This is a genomic window from Amycolatopsis sp. NPDC051045 (assembly GCF_040682955.1).
Classification (GTDB): Bacteria; Actinomycetota; Actinomycetes; order Mycobacteriales; family Pseudonocardiaceae; genus Amycolatopsis.
On sequence record NZ_JBFBCC010000034.1, the window covers coordinates 13,921 to 32,182 of the forward strand.

Genomic DNA, 18,262 nt, shown 5'->3' on the forward strand with positions numbered 1-18,262 from the left:
GAGTCGACTCGCGAGCATGGGGGTCGGGCGCGTGTCGGAAGGGGCAGCGGGGCTGTGGAGGAAACGCGGAAGGGGCGGGTTCCCGGTCCCTCTCCGCCTGTGGCAGGCGGAGAGGGACCGGGGCGGGTCAGGCGCGCAGGGTCGCGTTGAAGCGCTCGCCCGCTGCCGCCACTGCGGCGTCGCGAGCCTTCGTTGCCTCGTCGACCGTGAGCGTCCGGTCCGGTGCCCGGAAACGCAGCTTATACGCCAGTGAACGCTTGCCTTCGCCGACCTGCTCGCCCGCGTACACGTCGAACAGGGTGATCTCCTCCAGGAGCTCGCCCGCCCCCGTGCGCAGGACCTCGGCGAGGTCCGCCGACGGCACGTCCGCCGCCGCCACCAGGGCCACGTCCAGGAGCACCGGCGGGTAACCCGACACGCTGGGCGCCGGACGGGAGTCCGGCAGCGGGATCGCGTCCAGGTCCAGCTCCATCGCCACCGTCCGCGGCGGCAGGCCGAGGGCCTCGACCACCTTGGGGTGCAGCTCGCCCGCGTGGCCGACCGGCCAGTCGCCGACCCTCAGCTGGGCGCAGCGGCCCGGGTGCCACGGCGGCAAATCGGCCGCCTGCACCGTCAGCCGGACCCCCGCCGCCTCCGCGATCGTCCGGGCGGCCTGCACCGCGTCGGCCCAGTTCGCCTGCTCGCCTTCGCCCCACCAGCCGGCGCGGCGCCTGTTCCCGGCGAGGACCACGGCGACGTGCAGCGGCTGCTGCGGCACCGCCGCTTCCAGCAGGGCCAGCTCTTCGTCGGTCGGCCGCCGGTCGACGCCGAGGTCCGGGACCTTGAGCGGGTTCGGCGCCGGGAGCACCACCTGGCCGACGTGGTACAGCGCGACGTCCTTCATCCCGCGGGACACGTTGCGCTGCATGGTGTCCAGCAGGCCCGGCAGCAACGTCGTCGCCAGCCGGTTGCGGTCGGCCTCCAGCGGGTTTCGGACCACGACCGCGTTGCGGCGGACGTCGTCGGACGGCAGGCCGAAGGCGTCCCACACCGCGTCGCTGACGAACGGGAAGGGACGCACCTCGACGTACCCCGCCTCGGCCAGTGCCCGGGACACCGCCCGGACGCGCCGCTGGCCGTCGGTCAGCCCGCGACCGGCCGGGGCCGCCGGCAGGGTCGACGGGATGCTGTCGTAGCCCTCCAGCCGCAGCACCTCTTCGACGAGGTCGGCCGGCTGGCCGAGGTCGCCGCGCCAGCTCGGGGGGATCGCCGTGACCAGGCCCGTGCCGTCGTCGCCCGTGCCGACCGAAACCTTGCAGCCGATCTGGGAGAGCCGGCGGACCGTCACGCCACGCTGGTAGCTCACGCCCGCGACCTCGTCGGGCAGGTTGATCGGCATCACGACCGCCGGGTTCGGCTCGACCACGCCCACGTCGGTGCGGCCCGGCTGGATGGCGGCGTCGCCGTACTGGCGCAGCAGCCGGGCGGCCAGCTCGACCGCGGCCGCGCACAGCTGCGGGTCGGTGAACCGCTCGAACCGCTTGGCGGCCTCGGAGAACAGCTTGTGCCGCCGCGCGGTGCGGCTGATCGCGGCCGGGTTCCAGTGCGCGGCCTCGAGCAGCACGTCGGTGCTCTCCGCCGTGATCTCGGTGCTCGCCCCGCCCATCGTGCCGGCGAGGGAGATGACGCCGCTGTCGTCGGCGATGACCACGTCGTCCGGATCGAGCGCGCGCTCGACGTCGTCCAAAGTGGTCAGTTTCTCGCCCGCCTTCGCCCGGCGCACCACCAGGTCGCCCTGGATGGCCTTGGTGGCGAACGCGTGCAGCGGGTGGCCGAGCTCGAGCATCACGTAGTTCGTGACGTCCACGGCCAGGGAGATCGAGCGGATGCCGGCCAGCATCAGCCGCCGCCGCATCCGCCACGGGGTCGGCGCGGTCGCGTCCAGGCCGGTGACCCGGCGCAGCACGAACCGCGGGCAGCCTTCCGGGTCCTCGACGCGGACCGGCCACGCGTCGCCCTCGGCCGCCGGGACCTCCATCAGCGCCGGGTCGCCGAAGGGCACGTCGAGTGCGTTCGAAAGCTCGCGCGCGAGCCCGCGGATGGACAGCGCGTAGCCGCGGTCCGGGGTCGGGGCGAGCTCGATCACCGCGTCGTCGAGGCCGAGCAGCTCCTGGGCGTCGTCGCCCGGGCTCGCGGTGCTCGGCGGCAGCACGAGGATGCCGGTGTGGTCGTCGCCGAGGCCGAGCTCGCGCGCCGAGCAGATCATGCCGTCGCTGACCCGGCCGTAGGTCTTGCGGGCGGTGATGGCGAAGTCGCCGGGCAGGACGGCACCGGGCAGCGCGACGACGACCAGGTCGCCCTCGGCGAAGTTTCGCGCGCCGCAGATGATGCCGCGGGTCTTGATGCCGTGCGGGCCCTCGTCGAGCTCGCCCGCTTCGTCGTCGTCCTCGTCTTCGTCGTCCAGGTCCTCGTCCCCGGCTTCGTCGGCGGGCTCGCCGACGTCGACGCGGCAGAAGCGGACCGGCTTCTTGAACTCGGTGAGCTCCTCGATCTCGGCCACCCGGCCGACGACCAGCGGCCCGGTCACCGGCCCGAGCTCGCTCAGGTCGTCGACCTCGATGCCGATCCGGACGAACGCGTCGGCCAGGTCCTGCGGCGTGACCTCCTCAGCGAGATCGAGGTGTTCGGTCAGCCAGCTGACTGGGACTCGCACTACGCCTCCGTTCCGAAGGGAAGGGTGAAGCGGACGTCGCCCTCCACCATGTCGCGCATGTCCGGGATCCCGTTGCGGAACTGCAGGGTGCGCTCGATACCCATGCCGAAGGCGAAGCCCGAATACACCTCGGGGTCGACGCCGCAGGCGCGCAGCACGTTCGGATTGACCATGCCGCAGCCGCCCCACTCGACCCAGCCGGGGCCGCCCTTCTTCTCCTCGAACCAGACGTCCACCTCCGCGGACGGCTCGGTGAAGGGGAAGAAGTGCGGGCGCAGCCGCGTCTTCGAGTTCTCGCCGAACATCGCGCGGGCGAAGGCGTCCAGCGTGCCCTTGAGGTGGGCCATGGTGATGCCCTTGTCCACGGCCAGGCCCTCGACCTGGGTGAACACCGGGGTGTGCGTCGAGTCGAGCTCGTCGGTGCGGTACGTCCGGCCGGGGCAGACGACGTACACCGGCAGCTCGCGGTGCAGCAGCGTGCGGGCCTGGACCGGCGAGGTGTGCGTGCGCAGCACCAGGCCGGAGTCCTCCTCGCCGACGTAGAACGTGTCCTGCAGCTGCCGGGCCGGGTGGTCCTTGCCGAAGTTCAGCGCGTCGAAGTTGAACCACTCGGCCTCGAGCTCCGGGCCCTCGGCGACCTCGTAGCCCATCGCCACGAAGGCGTCCGCGACGCGTTCGGAGATGGTGCTGATCGGGTGCCGGGCCCCGCGCGGGATGCGATCCCACGGCAGCGTGACGTCGACGGCTTCTTCGCGCAGCACGCGCTCGTCGCGCTCCACCTGGAGCTCGGCGCGGCGGGCGTCGAAGGCCGACTGGACGGCCTGCCGGGCCTCGTTGACGCGCTTGCCCGCCTCGGCCTTCTCCTGCTTGGGCAGCGCACCGATCTCGCGGCGGGCCAGCATCAGCGGCGCGTGGTCGCCGAGGTGGGCCGGCTTGACCTCGGCCAGCGCTTCGAGCCCGGTCGCGGCGGCGAACGCCGCTTGAGCGGCCTTGACCGCCTCCTGCAGCGTCTCGGGGGCGAGGACCGCACCCTGGGCTTCGTTCTCCGTGGCTCCGGACATAACTCCTCGGCGTCCGCTGGGACTGGTCGTTCACGCTCCGCCGGACACGCGGCGCGCGAGAGGTCAAAGGCGGGAAAAGTCTATGGGATCGGGTCCGCACGCCCCCGGTCGGCCCGGGGCGCGCGGATGCACGGTCAACGCGCGCGGAACGCCCCGGCGAAGTCGACCGACGCGAACTCGCCCGGCACCACGCCGTCGGCGGCGTAGCGGTACAGCGCGGTCTGGAAGATGCCCGACAGCGTCGAGGTGAAGACGGCGACGAGCACCGACCACACGATCGCCAGGCCGATGCAGACGAACAGGGTGGCCGTGCCGCCGAGCAGGAAGCCGGCGAGCAGCAGCACGGCGTAGCCGGCGAGGCTGAGGATGAAGCCGATCAGGCCGATCCCGGCGCCGCCGGCGGCGTTCTCGCCCCAGGTCCGGCGGAACAGCTCCACCGACCGCCGGACGCCGTCCTTCACCCCGGCTCCTTCCAGCAGGACGACGGGCAGCACGAGGAAGGTCGTGAGCTGCCAGGCCAGGCCGACCAGCCCGGTGACGATCCGGCCGAGGAACCCGAACCGCTCTTCGATCGCCCGGAGGATCAGCCCGACCGTCGCCGAAACGGCGGCCCAGCCGAGGAGCGCCGGCCACCGCCGTCCGGCCGCGGCCAGGCCCGCGCCGACCCCCGGCCGGCCGCCGCGCAGCGCGACGTCGGCCTGGGAGATCAGGGCCGCGTTGAAGAAGATCGAGACGAACGCCGCGACGAGGTAGAAGGCCGCGAGCAGGACCCACGAGCCGGCGGTGAGCCGGCCGTGGTCGGTGATTTCGACGTGCGACAGGAAGAACGCCGGGGTCAGGAACGCCCCGGCGACGAAGAGCCCGGCGACGCCGGACAGGACCGTGAACCAGGTCAGGCCCTTGTGGGCGCGCAGCACCTTCAAGGAAGCGACGAACAACGCGTACGAACGAGCAAGCCTGCCCATGGATCCCCCCGAGTGGCCACAATGGATATCGCGGCAGCCTACTCGCTGGTCAGCGCCGCGCCGCCATCGCGCTGGTGTAGACGCAGACGGCCGCCGCGGTGGCGAGGTTGAGGCTCTCGGCGCGGCCGTACAGGGGGATCCGGACCGCGAGGTCGGTCCGGTCGAGGACGTCGGCGGACAGGCCGTGGGCCTCGTTGCCGAACACCCACGCCGTCGGCGCGGCGAGGTCCACCCGATCCAGTTCGGCCTCGGCGTACCCGTGGGCGGCGAACGTCCGCAGGCCCGCGGCCGAACAGGCGGCCAGCGCGGCGGGGACGTCGCGGACGCGGGCGATCGGCAGGTGGAACAGGCTGCCGGCGGCCGCGCGGACGCACTTGCCGTTGTGGGGGTCGACGGTGTCACCCGCCAGCACCACCGCGTCGGCGCCGGCGGCGTCGGCGACGCGGATCACCGTGCCCGCGTTGCCGGGGTCGGCCACGTCCACCAGCACCACCACGAGCCGGGCGGCCGGGGTCACGGCCTCGGCGAGGGGACGGTCCAGCAGCGCGCAGACGGCCACGATGCCCTGGGGCGTCACGGTTTCGCTCAGCCCGGCCGCGGCGCGGTCGGTGATCGGTGAGACGCCGACGCCGGCCGCACGGGCCGCGTCCACCAGGCCGGGGTGCTGCGCCGCCGCGCGCTCGGTGACGAACAGCTCGTGCACGGTGCCACCGGCCAGCGCGGCCTCGACGGCGTTGGCGCCTTCGGCCAGGAACCGGCCGGTCTTGTCGCGTTCCGCGCGCCGCGTCAGCTTGCGCGCAGCAACGACCCGGGGGGTCCGTTCGGTGAACGGATCCGCCCCGGGTCGGGGAAGGCTGCCGGTCAGGCCGACTTCTTTTCGGTGTTCACGTTGGCCTTGGCGAGCTCGGCCAGCGCGGTGAAGGCGGCGGCGTCGTTGACGGCCAGGTCCGCGAGGATCTTGCGGTCGACCTCGACACCCGCGGCCTTGATGCCCTGGATGAACCGGTTGTAGGTCACACCGTTCTCGCGGGCGGCCGCGTTGATGCGGGTGACCCACAGCCGGCGGAAGTCACCCTTGCGGGCACGGCGGTCCCGGTAGGCGTAGTTCAGCGAGTGAAGCGTCTGCTCCTTGGCCTTGCGGTACAGCCGCGAACGCTGGCCGCGGTAGCCGCTGGCCAGTTCGAGAGTTGCGCGACGCTTCTTCTGGGCGTTGACCGCCCGCTTGACGCGTGCCACGGGTCCATCCTGTCGATCTCAGGGGGCGAAGGGGGACGCCCCGGGTGGTTACTGCAAGTTCTGCGGGATCAGATGCCGAGAAGGCGCTTGACGCGGCCGACCTCGGTCTGCGACACCTCGTTGGTGCCCTCCAAGCGACGGGTCACGCGGCTGGACTTCTTCTCCATCCGGTGCCGGCGGCCGGTCATCTGGCGGCGCAGCTTGCCCGAGCCCGTGATCCGGATCCGCTTGGACGTCCCCTTGTGGGTCTTCATCTTCGGCATTTCAAAGTCCTCTTTCGTGCGGCGGCTCACCGGAGAACCCGGTGAGCCGCTGACATGTGCTGGTCGGCGCCTACGCCTCGGGGGCCTGCTCGGGAGCGGGCTCGGCCTTGGCCTTCGGCTTCACGTTCTTGTGCGGGGCCAGCACCATGATCATGTTGCGGCCGTCCTGCTTGGCCGACGACTCGACGAAACCGAGCTCGGTGACGTCCTCGGCGAGCTTCTGCAGCAGCCGGTAGCCGAGCTCCGGCCGGGACTGCTCGCGGCCGCGGAACATGATCGTGACCTTGACCTTGTTGCCCGCCGCCAGGAACCGCGACACGTGACCCTTCTTGGTCTCGTAGTCGTGCTGGTCGATCTTGGGGCGCAGCTTCTGTTCCTTGATGACGGTCAGCTGCTGGTTGCGCCGCGACTCGCGGGCCTTCTGCGCGCTCTCGTACTTGAACTTGCCGAAGTCCATGAGCTTGCACACCGGCGGGCGGGCCTGCGGCGCGACCTCGACGAGGTCGAGGTCGTTCTCCTGCGCCAGGCGCAGCGCATCCTCGATCCGGACGATGCCGACCTGTTCGCCGGCGGGTCCGACGAGGCGGACCTCCGGCACCCGGATTCGGTCGTTGATGCGTGTCTCGGAGCTGATGGGGCCTCCTTGGTCCAAGGAATATTCCTGTTCTCGTTCGACCTGGTGCCCACATAGCGAAGGCCCCGACACCGTTCGGTGCGGGGCCCACTCTGTTTCCGATCGCACCCGGCCGCGGAGCCGGGCACTTCACCCTGGACTTCACGTCCGGGCGAGACCGGACCCGGCCACCTGTACGGTGACGCGGGTGGGAGCGGGGCTCCACTTGCCGCCCCCGAGAACTCGGGGGCTGGTCGCACGTGGAAGGGTACCAGACGTGTCGGAACAACCTTCCCAACAGCCCCCGTATTCCCCGGACCCGCGCCACCTGGAGGACATCCCCAGCGTGGAGGTGATCAGCCGTGCCGCGGTCATGCTGCTGTCGGCCGGCGCCGAACGGCTCGGTCTCGCCGACGCCGACCCCGCCACCTCCCCGCACCGCGACCTCGACGAAGCGCGCCGCCTGATCACCGCCCTGGCCGGGCTCGTGACGGCATCCGCGGAGTACCTGGGCCTGCACGCCGGCCCGCTGCGCGACGGCCTGCAGTCCCTCCAGAAGGCCTTCCGCGAGGCCTCGGTCGTGCCTGACCTGCCCGGCCAGGGACCCGGGGAGAAGTACACCGGCCCCGTCTACTGACCTTTCACTCGTCCGGTTCTTGCCGGGCGAGCCTTCTGGTATCTAACATGTTAGATGTGAGTCTCTCAAAGGTCACCCGTCCGCTGCTGCGCGACGAGGCCTACGAACGCATCCGCCGCGCGATCGTCGACGGCACACTGCCCCCGGGCGCCCCGCTCAGGGACGCCGACCTCGCGAACGAACTCGGCCTGTCGAAGGCCCCGGTCCGCCAGGCCCTGCTGCGGCTGGCCGACGACGGGCTGGTCGACTCCAAGCCCCAGAGCTACACGCGGGTCTCCGACGTGATGTCGCGCGACGTCCTGGACGCCCGGGAGATCGTCCGTTTGCTGCACGAGTTCGCCGTCCGCCAGGCGGTCTCCCGCTGCCGCCCGGCCGACATCGCCGCGATGCGCGCGGCGAACGACCGCTTCGCCGCCGCCATCGAGGCCCGCGACATCGCGGCCGCCGTCGCGGCGGACGACGAGTTGCACGACGTCCCGGTCCGCCTGGCCGGCAACGCCGCGGTGACCGCGACCCTCGACCGCTACACGCCGCTGCTGCGCCGCCTGGAACACGCCCGGTTCAGCTCGACGCTGGCCTGGAACTCCGTCGAGCGCCACACGAAGCTCATCGACGCGCTCGAGAAGCGTGACACCGCAACGGCCGTCTCCGTGATCTCGACCATCTGGACCGACCTGCTGGAGGAACGATGACCCTGGCCGCCTTCCCGCGCTTCCCGCTGCTGTTCGGTCCGTCGCCGGTGCACCCGCTGGAACGCCTGACCGGCCACCTCGGCGGCGCGAAGATCTGGGCCAAGCGCGAGGACGTGAACTCCGGCCTCGCCTTCGGCGGGAACAAGACCCGCAAGCTGGAGTACCTCGTCGCCGACGCGCTCGCCCACGGCGCCGACACGCTCGTCTCCATCGGCGGCATCCAGTCCAACCACACCCGCCAGGTCGCCGCGGCCGCGGCGCGCGCCGGGCTGAAGGCGGTGCTGGTGCAGGAGAGCTGGGTCGACTGGCACGACCCGCTGTACGACAAGGTCGGCAACATCCAGCTGTCGCGGATCCTCGGCGCCGACGTCCGGCTCGTCGAAGCCGGCTTCGGCATCGGGTTCAAGCAGGCCTGGGCGGACGTCGTCGCCGAGATCGAGGCCGGCGGCGGGAAGCCGTACGCCATCCCCGCCGGTGCCTCGGACCACCGGCTCGGCGGCCTCGGCTTCGCGAACTGGATCGTCGAGCTGGAGCAGCAGGAGCGGGAGCTGGGCGTCTTCTTCGACACGGTCGTCGTCTGCTCGGTCACCGGCAGCACCCAGGCCGGGATGGTCGCGGGGACCGCGCTCGGCCGGGAGCGCCGGATCCTCGGCATCGACGCCTCCGCCAAGCCGGCCGAGACCCGGGAGCAGATCACCCGCATCGCGCGGAACACCGCGGAGCTGATCGGCGCCGGGGAAATCCCCGAGGTCGAGCTGGACGACCGTTACCACGCCGGGATCTACGGCATCCCGGACAAGTCCACTGTGGACGCCATCGAAACGTGTGCCCGGCTGGAGGGGATGATCACCGACCCGGTGTACGAGGGCAAGTCCATGGCGGGGCTCATCGACCTCGTCGGCCGCGGCGAGATCCCGCGCGAATCGAACGTCCTCTACGCCCACCTCGGCGGGCAGCCGGCGCTGAACGGCTACACGAGCGTGCTGGGCTGAGAGCACCCCGGGGCCGGAGCCCGGCCCCGGGGCAAGCTTCAGTCGAGCACGCAGAGCACGTCGATCTCGACGAGCAGCTCGCCCGGGAGGCCGACGTACACCGTCGTGCGGGCGGCGTGCGGCGCGTCGCCGATCAGCTCGTTGTAGACCTCGTTGAACGGCGCGAAGTGCGCGGTGTCGGTCAGGTACACCCGGACCATGATCGCGTCGGCCAGGCTCGAGCCCGCCTCCGCCAGCACGGCCTCGATGTTCTTGAACGTCTGCCGGGTCTGGCCCGCGACGTCGTCGCCGACGATCTCGTTCGTGGCCGGGTCGAACGCGACCTGGCCGGCGACCTGCAGCAGGTTCCCCTTGCGGACGGCCTGCGAGAACTTCGCCGGCGGCTTCGGCGCGTTCTCGGTGGAAACTGCCGTCTTGCTCATCAGTGCCCCTTTCCGTTCTCCGTCCATCCACTGTGGACGGAAGCTTCCTTCGTGGCGGCCCGCAGCTCGGGCACCAGCGCCAGCAGGCCTTCGTAGTCGAGCAGCACCTTCGGCACCGACATCGACGCCGCGGCCAGCACCTCGCCGCCCGTCCCCCGCACCGGCGCCGCGATGCAGTGGATGAAGTCCTCGTGCTCGGCGTTGTCGACGGCGTAGCCGAGCCGGTCCACGCGTTCCAGCTCGGCCAGGTAGGCCTCGGGGGTGGTGATCGTGTTCGGCGTCCGCACCGGGTAGTCGATCGACCGCGCGATCTCCTCGCGTCGCGCCTCGGGCATCGACGCGACGAGCACCTTTCCCACCGCGGTGCAGTGCAGCGGCGCGCGCTTGCCGATGCGCGAGTACATCCGCACCGAGTGCCGGCCTTCGAACTTGTCGATGTAGACGACTTCGCCGTCCTCGTAGCTGGCCAGGTGCACGGTGTGCCCGGTGCGCGCGTTGAGGGCGGCCAGTGCCGGCTGGGCGCTGCGCCGGACGTCGAAGGAATCCAGGGCCTGGTTGGCGAGGTCGAACATGGCGCTGCCCAGGCGGTAGTGCCGGGCGCCTTCCCGGCGGACGAAGTGGTGCTGTTCGAGGGTGCGCAGCAGCCGCAGCACCGTCGACTTGTGCACGCCGATCTCCTCGGCGAGGTCGTCGAGGGTGCGCGCGTCCTGCGCGATCGAGTTCAGCAGGGTCAGTGCCCGATCCAGGCTTTGACTCACGCGCCCACCTCGCTGACGCTCGGTGCGCCGTTCGCCGAAGACGCGGTGTTGAATGGTTCGGTCGCAAGCTCCCTCACGTGCGCACCAGGCCCTCTCCGGTCAGCCGCGCCGAACGCCACTCGTCCGGGGCAGCGTGGAGCAGGGTAGCCACGACGTTCCGGGGCAGCGGCACCCCGACGTCGTCCGAGGTGAGCAGGGTGGCGGCGGCCTGCAGGTGTCCCTGTCGCAGCCGTTCCAGTGGCTCGGCCCCGCGCAGGGTGGCGGCGAGGAACCCGGCGGCGAACGCGTCGCCGGCGCCGACCGGCTCGACGACGTCGACCTGCAGCGCGGGCGCGAACAGCGGGGCGCCCTCGACCAGCGTCGCGCCGCGCTCGCCGTGCTTGACGACGAGCGTGCGCGGTTGCGGCAGCAGGGCGCGCAGTTCCACCGGGTCACCGGTCCCCCAGACCTGCTGAGCCTCGTCGTCGCCGGTCAGGACGATGTCGGCCTGCCCGGCCAGTTCGGCGAGCAGGCCGGGGTCGCGGCCGGCCCAGAGCGCGGGCCGCAGGTTGACGTCGAACGAGATCAGCAGGTCGCCGCGGGGCATGGCCAGGAACGCGCGCACGAGCGCGAGGCAGCTGTCCGACAGCGCGGGCGTGATCCCCGACAGGTGCAGCACGCGGACGCCGCCGAGGTCCAGCCGATCCAGCAGCGACGGGCCCATCCCGGAGGCGGCCGAGCCGGCCCGGTAGTAGCGCACGGGACTGCCGCCGGCCCCGCTTTCCTTGATGTAAAGCCCGGTCGGGCGCTCCGGATCGACGTAGCACGCGCTGGTGTCGACGCCGGCCGCCGCGACTTCGCGCAGCATCGCCCGGCCGAACGGGTCGTCACCGACCGCGCTCACCCAGCCGCTGCGCACCCCCAGCGCCGGCAGGTTGCAGGCCACGTTCGATTCGGCGCCGCCGATGGTGCGCACCCACCGCTTGACCTCGTCCGGCGGGCCGGGTTCGGCGGGCACGAACAGCGCCATCGACTCGCCCACGCACAACACCTCGGGCCCGCTCGTCACTTTCCGTCTCCCTGCCCTTCACCCCGTTGACCTGTGACGACCCGGATGCTACACCTATGGCACTCAAAATGCGCAACAGTCGTTGCAACATACGCAACAGAGGTCGCCGCCGATGAACCCTTGCCACCTGGACCCCGCCGCGCTCGACGCCCTCCGCCGGGAGCGGATCGACTGGCGCTTCCGCTCGGCCGCCCCCGCCCTGACCGGGCTCACCCTCGAAGAAGCCGCGGACCGCCGGCTCAACCTGTTCACCGACGGGTTCTTCGCGCCCTTCGTCGTCCTCGACGAGGAAGCGCTCGAACACAACCTGCGGACGATGGCCGCGTGGTGCGCCGCCCGGGGCGTGGTGCTCGCCCCGCACGGCAAGACGACCATGGCGCCGCAGCTGTTCGCGCGCCAGATCGAGCACGGCGCCTGGGGCGTGACCTGCGCGAACGCCGGCCACCTGCGGATCTACCGCGCCTTCGGGGTGTCCCGGATCCTGCTGGCCAACCAGCTCCTCGACCCGGCGGCCCTGCGCTGGCTGGCCGCCGAACTGGCCGCCGACCCGGACTTCGAGTTCTTCTGCTGGGTCGACTCGGTCCGCGGGGTCGAGCTGATGACCGACGCCCTGGAAGGCGCCCAGCGCCCGGTGGACGTCCTCGTCGAACTGGGCGCCGACGGCGGCCGCACCGGCGTCCGCGACACCGCGACCGCTTTGGCGATCGCCGAGGCGGTGCAGGCCAGCCCGGTGCTGCGGCTGCGCGGCACCGGCGGCTACGAGGGCGCGCTGTCCCACGGCACCGACGAAGCCGCGCTCGCCAAGATCAGCTCCTATGTGGACGGCCTGCGTGACCTCGCGATCTCGTTCGCGGACAAGGGACTCCTCGACGGGCAGATCGTCGTCACCGCCGGTGGCAGCGCCTACTTCGACCAGGTCGCGAACGAGCTGACGAAGCCGTGGCCGGACGGCCTCGACGTGCTGCCGGTGCTGCGCAGCGGCGCCTACGTGACCCACGACGACGGCTTCTACCGCGAGATCTCCCCGCTGGGCGACCACCCGCGCATCGACGGCGTCGACTCCTTCCGGCCCGCGCTCCGGGCGTGGGCGCAGGTGACGTCGAAGCCGGCGGCCGAGCTCGCGCTGCTCACCATCGGCAAGCGCGACGCGTCGTTCGACGAGGGCATGCCCGAGCCGCAGCTGCGCCGCACCCCGGGCGGGCCCGCGGAGCCGCTCGAAGGGCACGTCGTCGCGAAGCTGAACGACCAGCACGCGTTCCTCACGCTGCCGCCCGGGTCGCCGGTCGAGGTCGGCGACTGGATCGGGCTCGGCCTCTCCCACCCGTGCACGGTGTTCGACAAGTGGCCCCTGATCCCGGTGACCGCGGCCGACGGCGAGACCGTCGTCGACCTCGTCCGGACGTGGTTCTGATGGACGTCGTCTTCCGCGGCGCGCTGGTCGCCGACGGCACCGGCGACGCGATCACGCGGCACGACGTCGGCGTCACCGGCGGCCGGATCGCGAGCGTCGCCGAGGCCGGCTCCCTGGCCGGGCGCCGGAACATCGACACCGGCGGCCTGGTGCTCGCGCCCGGGTTCATCGACATGCACTCGCACTCGGACCTGCAGCTGCTGGCCAACCCGGACCACCCGGCGAAGATCACCCAGGGCGTGACGACCGAGGTCCTCGGCCAGGACGGGCTCTCGTACGCGCCCGTCGACGACGTCGTGCTCGCAGCACTGCGGCAGCAGCTCGCGGGCTGGAACGACGACCCGCCGGGGTTCGACTGGAACTGGCGTTCGGTCGGCGAGTACCTCGACCGCCTCGACCGGGGCATCGCCGTCAACGCCGCCTACCTCGTGCCGCAGGGCACCGTCCGGATGCTCGCCGTCGGCTGGGACGACCGCCCCGCCACCGGCGCCGAGCTGAACCGGATGAAGGAGCTCGTGGCCCAGGGGCTGCGCGAAGGCGCGATGGGGATGTCGTCGGGCCTCACGTACACGCCCGGGATGTACGCGGACACCGGTGAGCTGGTCGAACTGTGCCGGGTGGTCGGCGAACTGGGCGGGTTCTACAGCCCGCACCACCGCAGTTACGGCCGCGGCGCCCTGGAGGCGTTCGCCGAGATGATCGACGTCTCGCGCCGGTCCGGCTGCCCCCTGCACCTGGCCCACGCGACGATGAACTTCTCGGTCAACCAGGGCAAAGCACCCGACCTGCTGAAGCTCCTGGACGACGCGCTCGACGACGGCTGCGACATCTCCCTCGACACCTACCCGTACCTGCCGGGCGCGACCTACCTTTCGGCGCTGCTGCCGAGCTGGGCCACCGAAGGCGGGCTCGACGCCACGCTCGCCCGCTTGTCCGATGTGGACGAGCGCGAGCGGATCCGCGCCGAGATCGAGGAGTCCGGATCGGACGGTGCGCACGGCGTGCCGATCGACTGGGACGCCATCGAAATCAACGGCGTCCGCCACGACCGCAACGCCCACCTCGTCGGGCACAGCGTCGCCGCGTCGGCCGCGGAAGCCGGCCTGGCCCCGGCGAACCTGTACTTCGACACGCTCCTCGACGAGAGGCTCGGCACGTCGTGCCTGATGCACGTCGGGCACGAGGAGAACGTCCAGGCGATCATGCGGCACCGGACGCACACCGGCGGCAGCGACGGGCTGCTCGTCGGCGCCCGGCCGCACCCGCGGGCGTGGGGCACGTTCCCGCGCTACCTCGCCCGGTACGTCCGCGAGCTGGGCGTGCTGGACCTCGCCGAATGCGTCGCCCACCTGACCGGGCGGGCCGCGCGGCGGCTGCGGCTGGCCGACCGCGGGCTGATCCGCGCCGGGTACGCCGCGGACCTGGTGCTGTTCGACCCGGACGCGGTCGCCGACACCGCCACCTTCGAGGACCCGCGGCGGCCCGCCGCGGGCATCACCCACGTGTTCGTCAACGGCGTCGCCGCCCTCGACGACGGCCGTCCCACCGGCGCCCTCGCCGGCCGTTCCCTGCGCAACCCCCGGAGAGCCCGATGATCCACTGGCTGCAACACACCACGGGCGGGCTGCTCACGCTCGCCGCCATCTCCATCGCCGTCCTGCTGGTGCTCATCATCAAGCTGCGGCTCGAACCCTTCATCGCCCTCATCGTCGTCGGCCTGCTCACCGCGCTGGCCGCGGGCCTGCCCGTCGGCACCATCGTCGGCTCGGCGCAGAAGGCGTCGGACTCCCTGCTGGAAAAGGGGTTCGGCGGCATCCTCGGGCACATCACGGCCATCATCGGGCTGGGCACGATCCTCGGGTCGATCCTGGAACGCTCGGGGGGCGCGAAGGTGCTCACCGGGGCGCTGCTGCGGTCGTTCGGCGAGAAGCGGGCGCCGCTGGCGATGGGCGTCGCCGGGTTCGTCTTCGGTATCCCGGTGTTCTTCGACATCGGCATCTTCGTGCTGGCCCCGCTGGTCTACGTCGCCGCGAAGCAGGGCGGCAAGTCGCTGGTGCTGTACGCGATGCCGCTGCTGGCCGGCCTGTCGATCACGCACGCCTTCCTGCCGCCGCACCCCGGTCCGGTGGCCGCGGCCGGGCTGCTGCACGTCGAGCTGGGCTGGATCATCCTGATGGGCCTGGCCTGCGGTATCCCGGCGTTCCTCGTCGGCGGCGTGCTCTACTCGACGTGGATCGGCAAGCGCATCACCGTCGACGTCCCCGAGGACATGGTCTTCGCCGAGGAGGAGGGCGAGCGCGAGGAGAACCCGCCGTCGCTGGGGCTGGTCGCCGCGATCATCGCCGTGCCGCTGGTGCTGATCCTGGCCGGCACGTTCGGCAGCATCTGGCTGCCGAAGGGCTCCGCGCTCGCCGGCGTCGCGGCGTTCATCGGGACCCCCGCGGTCGCGCTGACCGTCGCCGTCCTGCTCGCGTCCTGGCTGCTGGGCCTGCGGCGCGGGTTCACCGGCAAGGACCTCAACGAGCTGGCCGCGAAGTCGCTGCGGCCGGTGGCGATGATCCTGCTGGTCGTCGGCGCGGGCGCGTTCTTCGGTGCGGTGCTCTCGGCGACCGGGATCGGCAAGGCCGTGGCCGACTCGCTGCACGACGCCGGGCTCCCGGTGCTGCTCGCGGCGTACGTGATCAGCTGCGGCATGCGGATCGCGCAGGGTTCGGCGACCGTCGCCATCGTGACCACGAGCGGGATCATCGCGCCGACCGTGGCCCAGCTCGGCTACTCGCAGATCCAGCTGGCCCTGCTGGTGATGGCCATCTCGGCCGGCTCGATCATCGCCTCGCACGTCAACGACGGCGGGTTCTGGATCGTCCAGCGGTACTTCAACCTCACGGTGCCGCAGACGCTGAAGTCCTGGACCGCGCTGGAAACCGTGCTTTCCCTTTCGGGATTCGGGGTTGCGGCATTGCTCATGGCGGTGGTCTAAACCATACTGGAGCCTGTCACCGCCGAAACCCGTTGGGAGACAATGACGATGACCGGACTTTCCCGTCGTACGTTCCTCGGCGCCGCGGCCGGCGCCGGCGCGGCCACCGTTCTCGGCGCGCCGGTCGCCGGCGCGGCCACCACGGAGAAGGGCTGCTTCGCCGGAACCACCGCGTACATCGGCAGCTACACCACCGGGGCGGACGGGCACGGCCTCGACGTCACCACCCGTTCGGGCGCGGCGCTGTCACCGGTTCGGACCATCCCGGGGATCACGGACGCTTCGTGGTTCGACCGCAGTGCCGACGGCAAGACGCTGTACGTCACCAACGAAGGCAGTCCGGCCGGGTACGTCTCCGCGCTGAACACCGCCGACGCCACGAAACCGAAGCTGCTCAACAAGGTTTCGTCGGAGGGTGACGCGCCGACGCACCTGAGCGTGCACTCCGGCCAGAAGCACGTGCTGGCCGCGAACTACGGTTCGGGCAGCGTCGTCGTGCTGCCGATCCTCGCCGGCGGCAAGCTCGGCGCGGCCACGGACGTGGTCACCCACCACGGTGCCGAGCGGGACGCGCACGCGCACCAGGTCGTCAACGACCCGACCGGCCGCTGGGTGCTGGCGGTCGACCTGGGCGCCGACTCGGTGTACGTCTACGGCTTCGACGCCGGGAAGCTTTCGCTGCACCAGCAGCTGAAGCTGCCCTCCGGCGCCGGGCCGCGGCACCTCGCGTTCGACCGCACCGGGAAGTTCGCCTACATCCTGGGCGAACTGCGGGCGGAGGTGACGGTGGCCAGCTGGGACGCGGCCACCGGGACGTTGAAGGCGCTCTCCGTCGTCCCGGCCGTGCCCGCCGGGAGCACCGGCGAGCTGTACCCGGGCGAAATCATCCTGTCGAAGGACGGGAAATTCGTCTACGCCACCGTCCGCGGCCCCAACACCTTGGCCACCTTCGCCGTCTCCGGCGGCGGCGCGACGCTGAAGCTGGTGTCGTCCACCCCCACCGGCGGGAACTGGCCGCGGCACGTGGCCCTCGACCCGGCCGGAAGCTGGTTCTACGTCTCGAACCAGCGCTCCGGCACCGTCACGTGGCTGCCGCGTGACCCGGCCACCGGCCTGCCCGGGGCCGCCGCCGGCCGGCTGGCCGTCGGCAGCGTCAACTCCGTCTACTTCGCCTGACCTCAGGTCCCCTCTGGAGGCACCCCATGAGACTGCGCCGCACCCTGCCCGTCGTCGCCGGGCTGGCCCTGCTGGCCGGCTGCGCGCCCACCCAGTCCGCGCCCGCGGGCGGTGGCGGGGACGACAAGACCGGCACCGTCCGCGTCTGGCTGTTCGACGAAGCCAACCGCGCCCCGAAGGAGGCCGTGGTCAAGGAGGCGATCACCGAGTTCAAGGCGGCCCACTCCGGCGTCGAGGTCGACGTCCAGTGGGTGCCGGTCGAAGGGCGGGCCGACAAGTTCTCCGGTGCCTTCAACGACCCGGCCAACGCCCCGGACGTCGCCGAGTTCGGCAACACCGACGTCTCCAACTACGCGGCCACCGGAGCGCTGGCCGACCTGACCGGCGACCTGGCGGCGTGGCCGGAGGGCAAGGACCTCATCCCGACGGTGCTGGACACGGCGAAGTCCGGCGGCCAGACCTACGGCCTACCCTGGTACACCGGCGTCCGTGCGCTGTACTACCGCACCGACGTCTTCACCGAGCTCGGCCTGAAGCCGCCCGCGACGCTCGCCGAGCTGACCGACACCGCCCGCCGGATCCGCGCCGCCAAACCGGACCTCTACGGCATCGCCGTCGGTGGCAAGTACACCTACGCGATGCTGCCTTTCCTCTGGGCCAACGGCGGGGATCTGGCGCAGGACAACGGCGGCAAGTGGACGTCCACGGTCACCGGTGAGCAGGCCAAGGCCGGCGTGACGCAGTACGCGAACCTGCTCAAGGACGACATCTGCCCGCCCGCCCAGTGCGCCAACCTGACCGGCACGCAGAGCGTCACGGCGTTCGCCGGCGGCAAGGCCGGGATGACGATCGGCGGCGACTTCAACCACAAGGCCGTCGAACAGGGCGCGGTGAAGGGCAAGTACGCCGTCGTGCCGCTGCCGGGCACCACCGCGGGCAGCACCGCGCCCGCGTTCGCCGGCGGCAACCTGCTGGGCGTGTTCAAGGCGAGCAAGCACCGCAGCCTGGCGCTGCAGTTCGCCGAGCTGCTCGGCGGCGCGAAGTACCAGGAGAAGATGTACACCGCGATGGGCAACCTGCCGACGCTGAGCGGCGTGCAGCAGAACCTCGCGGCGACCGACCCGTTCCTCAAGCCGTTCGTCGACACCCTCAAGGCGGGCACGAAGTTCGTCCCGGCGACGCCGGCGTGGTCGAAGATCGACAGCCAGAACGTGCTGCCGACGGCCGTGCAGCAGATCGCCACCGGCGGGAAGGACCCGGCGGCGGCCTTGGCCGACGCGGCGGCCGCGATGAACAAGGCCTTCGGCTAGTGGTGG

The 18,262-nt window shown here is 71.7% G+C and carries 18 protein-coding genes; 8 read left to right on the forward strand and 10 right to left on the reverse strand.

Annotation, left to right across the window (positions count from 1 at the left end):
• Window positions 1–127: 127 nt before the first annotated feature.
• The 7 genes from pheT to infC form a co-directional block, all read right to left on the reverse strand.
• Window positions 128–2,692: a phenylalanine--tRNA ligase subunit beta gene (gene pheT / locus AB0M80_RS40765; RefSeq protein WP_364575641.1), complete on the reverse strand. Its 2,565-nt coding sequence runs from the start codon at window positions 2,690–2,692 to the stop codon at window positions 128–130.
• On the reverse strand, window positions 2,692–3,753 hold the full coding sequence (gene pheS, locus AB0M80_RS40770; RefSeq protein ID WP_364575643.1) for a phenylalanine--tRNA ligase subunit alpha: 1,062 nt from the start codon (window positions 3,751–3,753) through the stop codon (window positions 2,692–2,694). The genes pheT and pheS overlap by 1 nt, the downstream gene beginning before the upstream one ends.
• 134 nt (window positions 3,754–3,887) lie before the next feature.
• On the reverse strand, window positions 3,888–4,718 hold the full coding sequence (locus AB0M80_RS40775) for a DUF6159 family protein (RefSeq protein ID WP_364575645.1): 831 nt from the start codon (window positions 4,716–4,718) through the stop codon (window positions 3,888–3,890).
• 49 nt (window positions 4,719–4,767) lie between these two features.
• Entirely contained in the window at window positions 4,768–5,583 is an 816-nt protein-coding gene (locus tag AB0M80_RS40780; RefSeq protein ID WP_364575726.1) for an RNA methyltransferase, read from the reverse strand.
• The gene (gene rplT / locus AB0M80_RS40785; RefSeq protein WP_364511634.1) at window positions 5,580–5,954 is read right to left on the reverse strand and encodes a 50S ribosomal protein L20; all 375 of its coding nucleotides are present in this window, start codon (window positions 5,952–5,954) and stop codon (window positions 5,580–5,582) included. The genes AB0M80_RS40780 and rplT overlap by 4 nt, the downstream gene beginning before the upstream one ends.
• A 68-nt stretch (window positions 5,955–6,022) precedes the next feature.
• Window positions 6,023–6,217, reverse strand: a complete 195-nt coding sequence (gene rpmI, locus AB0M80_RS40790) for a 50S ribosomal protein L35 (RefSeq protein ID WP_364575647.1) — start codon at window positions 6,215–6,217, stop codon at window positions 6,023–6,025.
• A 70-nt stretch (window positions 6,218–6,287) separates the two neighbouring features.
• Window positions 6,288–6,869, reverse strand: coding sequence for a translation initiation factor IF-3 (infC, locus tag AB0M80_RS40795; RefSeq protein WP_364575649.1), 582 nt, complete (start codon window positions 6,867–6,869; stop codon window positions 6,288–6,290).
• A gap of 238 nt (window positions 6,870–7,107) precedes the next feature.
• Between infC and AB0M80_RS40800 the strand changes: the two genes are divergently transcribed.
• From AB0M80_RS40800 to AB0M80_RS40810, 3 genes are read left to right on the forward strand one after another with little or no spacing between them, the layout of a single operon-like run.
• Window positions 7,108–7,467 carry a DUF1844 domain-containing protein gene (locus tag AB0M80_RS40800; RefSeq protein WP_364575651.1) on the forward strand — a complete coding sequence of 120 codons (360 nt, stop codon included), beginning with the start codon at window positions 7,108–7,110 and terminating at the stop codon, window positions 7,465–7,467.
• 47 nt (window positions 7,468–7,514) lie between these two features.
• Complete coding sequence (locus tag AB0M80_RS40805; protein ID WP_364575653.1) at window positions 7,515–8,159, forward strand: GntR family transcriptional regulator; 645 nt, start codon at window positions 7,515–7,517, stop codon at window positions 8,157–8,159.
• Window positions 8,156–9,151 carry a 1-aminocyclopropane-1-carboxylate deaminase gene (locus AB0M80_RS40810; protein WP_364575655.1) on the forward strand — a complete coding sequence of 332 codons (996 nt, stop codon included), beginning with the start codon at window positions 8,156–8,158 and terminating at the stop codon, window positions 9,149–9,151. Before AB0M80_RS40805 ends, AB0M80_RS40810 begins: the two co-directional genes overlap by 4 nt.
• A 38-nt stretch (window positions 9,152–9,189) precedes the next feature.
• Here the strand turns inward: AB0M80_RS40810 and AB0M80_RS40815 are convergent, their stop codons facing one another.
• The 3 genes from AB0M80_RS40815 to AB0M80_RS40825 all read right to left on the reverse strand — a co-directional run bounded on the left by AB0M80_RS40815 (window position 9,190) and on the right by AB0M80_RS40825 (window position 11,379).
• On the reverse strand, window positions 9,190–9,573 hold the full coding sequence (locus tag AB0M80_RS40815; RefSeq protein WP_364575657.1) for a RidA family protein: 384 nt from the start codon (window positions 9,571–9,573) through the stop codon (window positions 9,190–9,192).
• Window positions 9,573–10,331 carry an IclR family transcriptional regulator gene (locus AB0M80_RS40820; RefSeq protein WP_364575659.1) on the reverse strand — a complete coding sequence of 253 codons (759 nt, stop codon included), beginning with the start codon at window positions 10,329–10,331 and terminating at the stop codon, window positions 9,573–9,575. Before AB0M80_RS40820 ends, AB0M80_RS40815 begins: the two co-directional genes overlap by 1 nt.
• Before the next feature lie 73 nt (window positions 10,332–10,404).
• Window positions 10,405–11,379: a sugar kinase gene (locus AB0M80_RS40825; protein WP_364575661.1), complete on the reverse strand. Its 975-nt coding sequence runs from the start codon at window positions 11,377–11,379 to the stop codon at window positions 10,405–10,407.
• Window positions 11,380–11,491: 112 nt separating this feature from the next.
• Here AB0M80_RS40825 and AB0M80_RS40830 point away from each other — a divergent pair, with 112 nt between their 5' ends.
• From AB0M80_RS40830 to AB0M80_RS40850, 5 genes are read left to right on the forward strand one after another with little or no spacing between them, the layout of a single operon-like run.
• Window positions 11,492–12,790 carry an amino acid deaminase gene (locus tag AB0M80_RS40830; protein ID WP_364575663.1) on the forward strand — a complete coding sequence of 433 codons (1,299 nt, stop codon included), beginning with the start codon at window positions 11,492–11,494 and terminating at the stop codon, window positions 12,788–12,790.
• Window positions 12,790–14,385, forward strand: coding sequence for a D-aminoacylase (locus AB0M80_RS40835; RefSeq protein ID WP_364575665.1), 1,596 nt, complete (start codon window positions 12,790–12,792; stop codon window positions 14,383–14,385). Before AB0M80_RS40830 ends, AB0M80_RS40835 begins: the two co-directional genes overlap by 1 nt.
• Entirely contained in the window at window positions 14,382–15,770 is a 1,389-nt protein-coding gene (locus AB0M80_RS40840) for a gluconate:H+ symporter (protein WP_364575667.1), read from the forward strand. The genes AB0M80_RS40835 and AB0M80_RS40840 overlap by 4 nt, the downstream gene beginning before the upstream one ends.
• A 42-nt stretch (window positions 15,771–15,812) precedes the next feature.
• Window positions 15,813–16,946 carry a lactonase family protein gene (locus AB0M80_RS40845; RefSeq protein ID WP_364575669.1) on the forward strand — a complete coding sequence of 378 codons (1,134 nt, stop codon included), beginning with the start codon at window positions 15,813–15,815 and terminating at the stop codon, window positions 16,944–16,946.
• A 26-nt stretch (window positions 16,947–16,972) separates the two neighbouring features.
• On the forward strand, window positions 16,973–18,256 hold the full coding sequence (locus AB0M80_RS40850) for an extracellular solute-binding protein (protein WP_364575671.1): 1,284 nt from the start codon (window positions 16,973–16,975) through the stop codon (window positions 18,254–18,256).
• Window positions 18,257–18,262: the final 6 nt, after the last annotated feature.